General features: G+C 74.2%; 11 protein-coding genes. 6 read left to right on the forward strand and 5 right to left on the reverse strand.

Annotated elements, in window-relative coordinates:
• The first annotated feature begins 137 nt into the window (after positions 1 to 137).
• A complete protein-coding gene (locus tag ACWGJO_RS18255) occupies positions 138 to 953 on the forward strand; it encodes a site-2 protease family protein (protein WP_452184940.1) in 816 nt (271 codons plus the stop codon).
• A gap of 36 nt (positions 954 to 989) precedes the next feature.
• Here the strand turns inward: ACWGJO_RS18255 and ACWGJO_RS18260 are convergent, their stop codons facing one another.
• Complete coding sequence (locus tag ACWGJO_RS18260; RefSeq protein WP_452184942.1) at positions 990 to 1,175, reverse strand: hypothetical protein; 186 nt, start codon at positions 1,173 to 1,175, stop codon at positions 990 to 992.
• 112 nt (positions 1,176 to 1,287) lie between these two features.
• Positions 1,288 to 1,980 carry an NADPH-dependent F420 reductase gene (npdG, locus tag ACWGJO_RS18265; protein ID WP_452184944.1) on the reverse strand — a complete coding sequence of 231 codons (693 nt, stop codon included), beginning with the start codon at positions 1,978 to 1,980 and terminating at the stop codon, positions 1,288 to 1,290.
• A 47-nt stretch (positions 1,981 to 2,027) separates the two neighbouring features.
• On the opposite strand from npdG, the gene ACWGJO_RS18270 reads away from it, so the two are divergent.
• Together ACWGJO_RS18270 and ACWGJO_RS18275 are read left to right on the forward strand one after the other, a co-directional pair.
• Positions 2,028 to 2,660, forward strand: coding sequence for a hypothetical protein (locus ACWGJO_RS18270; RefSeq protein WP_452184946.1), 633 nt, complete (start codon positions 2,028 to 2,030; stop codon positions 2,658 to 2,660).
• A gap of 95 nt (positions 2,661 to 2,755) precedes the next feature.
• Positions 2,756 to 4,093, forward strand: a complete 1,338-nt coding sequence (locus ACWGJO_RS18275; RefSeq protein WP_452184948.1) for an MFS transporter — start codon at positions 2,756 to 2,758, stop codon at positions 4,091 to 4,093.
• Positions 4,094 to 4,109: 16 nt separating this feature from the next.
• On the opposite strand, the gene ACWGJO_RS18280 is transcribed toward ACWGJO_RS18275, so the two are convergent.
• A complete protein-coding gene (locus tag ACWGJO_RS18280; protein WP_359896920.1) occupies positions 4,110 to 4,337 on the reverse strand; it encodes a hypothetical protein in 228 nt (75 codons plus the stop codon).
• Between the two features lie 112 nt (positions 4,338 to 4,449).
• On the opposite strand from ACWGJO_RS18280, the gene map reads away from it, so the two are divergent.
• Positions 4,450 to 5,295 (forward strand): type I methionyl aminopeptidase, encoded by an 846-nt coding sequence (gene map / locus ACWGJO_RS18285; RefSeq protein ID WP_359896918.1) that lies wholly within the window; start codon positions 4,450 to 4,452, stop codon positions 5,293 to 5,295.
• 77 nt (positions 5,296 to 5,372) lie between these two features.
• Here map and ACWGJO_RS18290 read toward each other — a convergent pair whose 3' ends face one another.
• Positions 5,373 to 6,068: a bifunctional DNA primase/polymerase gene (locus tag ACWGJO_RS18290; protein ID WP_452184950.1), complete on the reverse strand. Its 696-nt coding sequence runs from the start codon at positions 6,066 to 6,068 to the stop codon at positions 5,373 to 5,375.
• Positions 6,069 to 6,608: 540 nt separating this feature from the next.
• Here ACWGJO_RS18290 and ACWGJO_RS18295 point away from each other — a divergent pair.
• On the forward strand, positions 6,609 to 6,839 hold the full coding sequence (locus ACWGJO_RS18295) for a hypothetical protein (RefSeq protein WP_359896915.1): 231 nt from the start codon (positions 6,609 to 6,611) through the stop codon (positions 6,837 to 6,839).
• An 88-nt stretch (positions 6,840 to 6,927) separates the two neighbouring features.
• Positions 6,928 to 7,125 carry a hypothetical protein gene (locus tag ACWGJO_RS18300; protein ID WP_452184952.1) on the forward strand — a complete coding sequence of 66 codons (198 nt, stop codon included), beginning with the start codon at positions 6,928 to 6,930 and terminating at the stop codon, positions 7,123 to 7,125.
• A gap of 153 nt (positions 7,126 to 7,278) precedes the next feature.
• Here ACWGJO_RS18300 and ACWGJO_RS18305 read toward each other — a convergent pair.
• A partial coding sequence (locus tag ACWGJO_RS18305; protein WP_452184954.1) for a PadR family transcriptional regulator occupies positions 7,279 to 7,743 on the reverse strand: 465 nt, incomplete at its 5' end.

The raw sequence follows: 7,743 nt of genomic DNA on the forward strand, positions 1-7,743 counted from the left end.
GGCCCCGGCACGTAGGGTGGAACGCCACCGCGCGCCCGGACGTTCACCCGGGACGGCTTGTCCGGTCACCGGCCCGCCCGGCATGATCGACCCGCCCGCGCCCGCCCGCCTTCCCCTCCCCACGGAGCACCCAGACCATGACCTTCGCCGCCACGCCGCGCTCCCGCAGCGAGGACCGCCGGATCAGCCCGGTGTTCTGGGCGCTCCTCGCCGTCCTCGGCACCTCCGGCTGGGCGGTGTACCAGGGTTACGGCAACGCCTCGTTCGGGGTGTTCCTGTTCGTGGTCGCGGGCTGGATGGTCTCCCTCTGCCTGCACGAGTACGCCCACGCGCGCACCGCGCTGCACGGCGGCGACATCACCGTCGGGGCCAAGGGCTACCTCACGCTCAACCCGCTGAAGTACGCCAACGTGCTGCTCAGCTTCGTGCTGCCGATCGTCTTCGTGATCCTCGGCGGCATCGGCCTGCCCGGCGGCTCGGTCTGGATCGAGCGGCACCGCGTCCAGGGCCGGCTCAAGCACAGCCTGATCTCGGCGGCCGGCCCGCTGGTCAACCTGCTCATCGCGGCGGCGCTGCTGATCCCGATCGGCGCGGGCTGGCTGGACGACCCGACCGTGCACGCGTTCTGGAACGGCTACGAGCTGACCATCTCGCCGTTCTCCGGCGCGCTGGGCTTCCTCGGCTTCCTCCAGCTGAGCGCCGCCGTGCTGAACCTGCTGCCGGTGCCCGGACTGGACGGCTACGGGATCGTCGAGCCCTGGCTGTCCTACCGGACCAGGCGCGCGGTCGAGCCGTTCGCACCGTACGGGATGCTCGCGGTGTTCGCGCTGCTGTGGCAGCCCCAGGTGAACCAGTTCTTCTTCGGGATCGTCCACGGCCTGATGACCCTGTTCGGCGTGGACCAGGACTACGCCACGCTCGGCCGGTACCTGTTCAGCTTCTGGAAGAACTAGCCCCACCGGGGACCGCGGGCAGGGCGGGGCAGGGCCTCAGCCCTGCCCGGCGGCCGCCGCGGCGATCCGGGCCCGGCGGCGGTCCATCCACAGCACGTTGCTGGCCACGCCGGCCAGCGGCAGCCAGATCAGGCCCAGCCAGAAGCCCTGGACCAGCGAGACCACCAGGGCCACGAGCGCGAGGACGACGGCGGCCAGGGCGAAGAGGGACGTGCGAGGCATGGCGGGAGGCTCCTAGAACGGGTGCGGGCGGCCGGGTCACGGCCGCCACCCATTGTCGCCGACCTCACCTCCGGAGCCGGTCCAGGGGTGAGGTCGACACGGCCCCTGCCGGTCAGACGTCGGTGATCCGCAGGCCCGCGTGGGCCTTGTAGCGGCGGTTGACCGAGATCAGATTGGCGACCAGCGACTCCACCTGGTGGGCGTTGCGCAGCCGGCCCGCGTAGATGCCGCGCATCCCGGGGATGCGGCCGGCCAGGCCCCGCACGACGTCGGTGGCGTCCCGGTCGTCGCCGAGCACCATGACGTCGGTGTCGACGCTCTCCACCGACTCGTCCTGGAGCAGCACCGCCGAGAGGTGGTGGAACGCGGCGGTGACCCGGGAGTCCGGCAGCAGGGCGGCGGCCTGCTCGGCGGCGCTGCCCTCCTCCGGCTTCAGCGCGTACGCGCCCTGCTTGTCGAAGCCCAGCGGGTTGACGCAGTCGACGACGATCTTGCCCGTGAGCTCCTCGCGCAACGCGGTCAGGGTGGCGGCGTGGCCGTCCCACGGGACCGCGATGATCACCACGTCGCTCTCCCGGGCGACGGTGGCGTTGTCGGCGCCGCGGACGCCGAGGCCCAGCTCCGCCGCCGAGGCCTCGGCACGGGCGGCGTCACGGGAGCCGATGAGCACCTGCTGGCCGGCCTTGGCCAGCCGCAGGGCCAGTCCCCGCCCCTGGTCGCCCGTGCCGCCGAGGACACCGACCACCAGCTGCGAGACGTCCGGCACCTCGTGGGCCGGGTTTGTCGCTGAATCGAGGGAAGTCATGGGCCGATCCTGCCAAATCCCCGGCCCGGCGGGACATCCTGGCCCGCATGGACGCGGTGAGAGTTTCGGCACTCCGGGAACGGCTGACGGGAACGGGCTGGCTGGAGGCGGTCGGCGGCTTCGCCGGGGCGCTGCGCCGCTCGGTGGAACGGCGCGGGGCGAGCGGGCTGCTGCTGGTCGGCACCGAGGCGTACGAGCCCTGGCACCTGGCCGCCCACCTGGACGACGAGGCCGCGTGGTCGGACGTCCCCCGGCTGGCGCCCACCCTGCTGCGGCACAGCCCGCCGGCCGGCGCCCCCGCCCACCTGCTGCACGACCTGCGACGGCTCACCGGGGCCGGGCGCGGCGACACCGTGCTGGTGGTGGTCCCGGAGGCGGCCGGCGCCCCGCTGCTGGAGCGGGTGCAGGACGCCCGACGGCGCGGCGCGACCGTGCTCGCGCTGGACGGCGGCGCCCCGGCCGGGCCCGGGGCGGCCGACGGCCCCGGCGGCCCCGGTGGCCTCGGCGAGCTCGCGCACGAGCGGCTGGCCGTCGGCACCGCCGCCGAGGGGCCCTTCGACCTCGCCCAGCACCTGGTCAGCGTCGCCGCCGGGCAGCGGACCCACCGCCGCTCCGTCCGGGACCGGCTCGCCCGCCTCGCCGAACGGCTGACCTCGACGCCCGCGATCAGCCGTTGGTGAACCGGGCACCCGAGCCACCGGTGCGCGCGTCCCGACCGCCAACGGGCCGAAAACCCTTTGCGGAAGCGGTGACCGCCGTCCGAGGATGACGGTTCGTGAACGTCGACGAACCCCCGCATCCCGCCGTGCCCGGGCGCGCCCGGAGGCTGCTGCGATCGCTGACACCCGACCTGGCACCCTGGCGCGCCTCCCGCGACTTCCGCTACCTGTGGACCTCCGGCTGCGTCACCAGCTTCGGCGGCTTCCTGACCCTCGTCGCCGTACCGATGCAGATCAAGGAGCTCACCGGCTCCTCCTTCGCGGTCGGCCTGATCGGCGCCGTCGAACTCGTCCCCCTGATCGTCTTCGGTCTCTGGGGTGGCGCCCTCGCCGACGCCCTGGACCGCCGGAAGCTGGTGCTGCGGGCGGAGGTCGCGCTCGGCCTGCTGGCCGGGCTGCTGCTGGTCAACGCCCTGCTGCCGCACCCGCTGCTCTGGCCGATCTACCTGGTCGCCGCACTGGTCGCGGCCGCCGACGGCATCCAGCGCCCGGCGCTGGACTCGCTCCTGCCCCGGCTCGTCCCGCACCAGCACCTGACCGCCGCGTTCGCCCTCAGGTCGCTGTACCACAACGCCGCTTCGGTGGCCGGTCCGGCGCTGGCCGGGGTCGTGGTGGCCTTCGCCGGGGTGCAGACCGCGTACGCGCTGGACATCCTCAGCTTCGCGGTCTCGCTGCTGCTGCTCGTCCGGATCAAGGCGGTGCCGCCGCCCACCGGCGCCGAACGGCCGTCCGTCCGGGCGGTGCTGACCGGCGTCCGCTACGCCTGGAGCCGCAAGGACCTGCTCGGCACCTACGCGATCGACCTCTGCGCCATGCTGTTCGCCTACCCGGTGGCCGTCTTCCCCTTCCTGGCCTCGGAGTTGGGGGCGGACTGGGCGCTCGGCCCGATGTACGCGGCCTCCGCCCTCGGCGCCCTGCTGGTCGGCGCCACCAGCGGCTGGACCTCCCGCGTCCACCGGCACGGGCGGCTGCTGGTGGCCGCCGCCGTCGGCTGGGGCGCGGCGATGGCGCTCGCCGGACTGTCCGAGCACATCGGGCTGGTGCTGCTCGGCCTGGCGCTGGCCGGCGGCGCCGACGAGATCAGCGGGCTCGCCCGCTCGACCATGTGGAACCAGTCCATCCCCGATGAGCTGCGCGGGCGGATGGCCGGCGTCGAACTGCTCAGCTACTCCGTCGGCCCGCAGCTCGGCCAGGTCCGGGCCGGCACCATGGCCGGGCTGGTCGGCGTGCGCGCCGCCGTCTGGGCCGGCGGCGTCGCCTGCGTGGTCGCCGTGCTCGCGGTCGCCGCCGCCCTCCCGAAGCTGCTCGGCTACGACGACCGCACCGACCCCCACGCCGCCGCCGTCCGCGCCGAGCACGAACGCGCCGAACGGGAGGCCGCCCCGACGGCGTGACGAGCCCGCCGGGGGTCTACTCGGCGTCGTCCTTCGGCTTGTCGCTCCAGCGCGGGTCGTTCTGCCACTCGCGGTTGCGCTCGTCGGCGATGCGCAGCGCCTGGGCGGCCTCCTCGGGGGTGGCGTACGGGCCCAGGCGGTCCTTCGCCGGGCACTCCGGGCCCTCTTCGACCTTGTTGTGCTTGATGCAGTAGAACCACTCGCCGGGTTTGCCGGTCGGCTTGCGGTTGAATCCGAGGGGCATGGCGCTCTCCCGTTCAGAAGGCCAGAAGGATGGGTCGGTACCGATCATTCCCCGCCCCGGCCCGGGCCGCACACCCCCCGGGGCCCCGGGGACCGGCGACTAGACTCGCGGCATGGCTCTCGTACCCGGCATCCAGTCCCCCACCCGCAAGGTCCCGGCGCACATCGCGCGCCCCGAGTACGTCGGCAAGTCCGCGCCGACGCCGTACACCGGGCCCGAGGTGCAGACCGCCGAGACGATCGAGAAGATGCGGATCGCGAGCGGGATCGCCGCCCGGGCGATGGAGGAGGCGGCCAAGCTGATCGCCCCCGGCGTCACCACCGACGCGCTGGACGCTGTCGCCCACGCCTACATGTGCGACCACGGCGCCTACCCGTCCGACCTCGGCTACCGGGGCTTCCCCAAGTCCGTCTGCACCTCGATCAACGAGGTGATCTGCCACGGCATCCCGGACTCGACCGTGCTCCAGGACGGCGACATCGTCAACATCGACGCCACCGCGTACATCCACGGGGTGCACGGCGACCTCAACGCCACCTACCTGGTCGGTGACGTGGACGAGGAGTCCCGGCTGCTGGTCGAGCGCACCCGGGAATCCCTCGCCCGGGCGATCAAGGCGGTCAAGCCGGGTCGTCAGATCAACGTCATCGGGCGGGTCATCGAGTCCTACGCCAAGCGCTTCGGGTACGGCGTGGTGCGGGACTTCACCGGACACGGCATCAACACGTCGTTCCACTCCGGCCTGATCATCCCGCACTACGACAGCGAGCGGGCCACCGAGGTGATCAAGCCGGGCATGACCTTCACCATCGAGCCGATGCTGACCCTGGGCACCTACGACTACGAGATCTGGGAGGACGGCTGGACGGTCGTCACCAAGGACCGCAAGCGCACCGCCCAGTTCGAGCACACCCTGGTGGTCACGGCGGACGGCGCGGAGATCCTCACCCTGCCGTGACCGGGGCCCGGCCGTGTGAGCCGCGCCGCCCGGCGTGACCCGCAGCGCCCGGTGGGCGCCCCGGCCCGGTGGGCGCCCTAGCCGATCAGCCACTGCTCCTCGGCGACGGCGCCCACCTCGGTGCAGGCGTCGGTGAGCACGTCCAGTACCCGCAGCGGGTCCGGCAGTGGCTGCTCGGGCCCGCGCAGCCACCTCACGTGGGCGCCGTCCGGCAGCGCGGCCGGCGGCAGCAGGGTGTACGAGCCGCGGCAGTGCCAGCGCAGGCCGGGGTGCTCGGACATGGTGTCCGGGGTGGAGTCGAGCGCGCTCGGCCACCACTCGTCCTCGTCCTGGGGGGTGCCGCGGGTGGCGGTGAAGAACAGGTAGCGGTCCTCGCCGACGGCGGCGACCGGCCCCTCGACGCCCAGTGCGGTCAGCCGCTCCAGCGCCAGCCGTCCGGCCTCCGCCGGGACGTCCAGCACGTCGTGCACCCGGCCGGTGGCGGTGATGAAGTTGGCCTGCGGGTCGCGGGCGAGCCAGCGGGAGAGCTGCTCGGGGTCGGTGGTGGCCTGGGTCTGCCAGGCGAAGGAGACCGGGTGCTGGGCGGGGGCCGGGCAGGCCACCCGATCGCAGGAGCACCGGTAGCCGGCCGGGTGGGCGGCGGGCGCGAGCGGGAATCCGGCGCGCACGGCGCCGAGCAGCTGATCGAGTCCGGCGGCCGGGTCGTCGGCGCCCCCCGCCCGCTGACGTTCACGCTTCTGCCACCAGGTCGTCCACCTGCTGCCGGCTTCCATCGGGCCCCTTCCGCGCAACTGCCGTGCCTGGTGCGACACAGCGTTCGACGTACCACTCGACGCAACGCACGGCGCCCCCGTCTGCTTCCCGGGGTGCTCGGCCCTGACGTCCGCGCCCTGCCGGCCGTGGACCGGGGTCACCGGGCGGCCGACGCCCGGGTCACGGTACGCAGTCGCGGCAGCACGCTGTCCGCGCCAAATCGGCCGGAGGGCGCGCGGATTCGCGCCTCGCCCGGCCCGTACGGGCCCGCTGACCCGGGTGGACCCCGAGGGCGTAACAGGAAGGATAAGGGTGCGGAGGGCCTCCGGATGACCGGGGGCGGTGCCTCTCCGGTCACACTCGCGGTGACGCCCACGGGCGCACCCCGGGCACACTCCCGGCACGCCGTCCGCACGCGACGTCCCGCCCGCTCTCCCGTCCGGGAGCCCCCGGTCGTCCCGGCGCTCCCCCGTCGGCACCCCGTCCGGCACCCCGTCCGGCGCCCCGGGCACGGCCCCGGCCCTGGTCCCGGTCCGGCGCGGAGGTGAGACCCTGGGGGGATGAAGAGCGCGGACACCGAATTCGTCGGCGGCCCCCTGGACGGGACGATCCTGCCCATCCCCCTGGGGCCGATGCTCGGCGTGCCCAAGAAGTACAAGGTTCCGGTCCCCGCGCACGGCGAGGCCGCCGCGCGCACACTGGTGTACGTCCGGAGCAAGCAGGTTCGGGGCCTGAGCTGGTTCTGGCGCTACGAGTACGACGAGGCGGCCACCGTCCGCGCCTCCGGCTGACGGGCCGCGCGTTCGCCGTCGCCCTGCGTCGCCCCCGTTGCCCCTGTTGCCCTGCGTTGCCCTTCGTTCGCCTCCTGGGGAGGTCGGCATGGCGAGGACGGTACGGCACCCGAGGAGCCGCTCCCGGGCGGTGGAGCACCACAACCGGCAGGTCGCCGGCGTCACCGGGGTGCTGCTCCTGGCGGTGTGCCTCTACAGCGTGGCCATCGGGCCGAACGCCTGGCTCTGGTTCGGCTGGGCGGTGCTGCTGCTGGTGTCCGTGGCGCTGTTCACGGTCCGGCCGTGAGGGCCGTGAGCGCCGTGAGGCCCATGAGCCCCGCGAGGCCCGTACGGCCCTCCCCCGGACCGCCCGGGCAGGGGCACCGCCCGTCCCGTTCCCCGGCGGGCTGCCCGGTGGCGCCCCCCGCGGGTACTTCCCCGGCCTCTCCCCCCGGGCCGGTCAGTCGTCCTCGGCGAGGATGAGGTACAGCTTCTTGCGGGCCTCGGTCAGTACGGTCAGGCCCTTGGCGCGCTGCGCCCCGGTGCCGGTGGCCATGACCTGCCGGATCGCCTGGTCGACGGCGGCGAGTGCCTGGCCGACCTCCTGGACGGCCTCCCAGTCGACCTCCCGGCCGGCCTCCGCCCACGGTTCGGCCGGCCCGGCGTCGGCCTCGGCCCGGCCCGCGTCGGTGAGCGAGACCAGCCGCTTGCCGCCGAGCTCCTGCGCGGTGATCAGGCCCTCCTCCTCCAGCAGCTGGAGGTTGGGGTAGATCGACCCCGGGCTGGGCCGCCAGGCCCCTCCGGTCCGCTCGGTGATCTCGGCGATCATCTCGTAGCCGTGCATCGGCCGCTCCTTGAGCAGCGCCAGCAGCGAGGCCCGGACGTCACCGCGCCGGGCCCGCCCGCCGCGCCGCCCGTGCGGGCC

It is taken from the genome of Kitasatospora sp. NPDC054795, assembly GCF_053611565.1.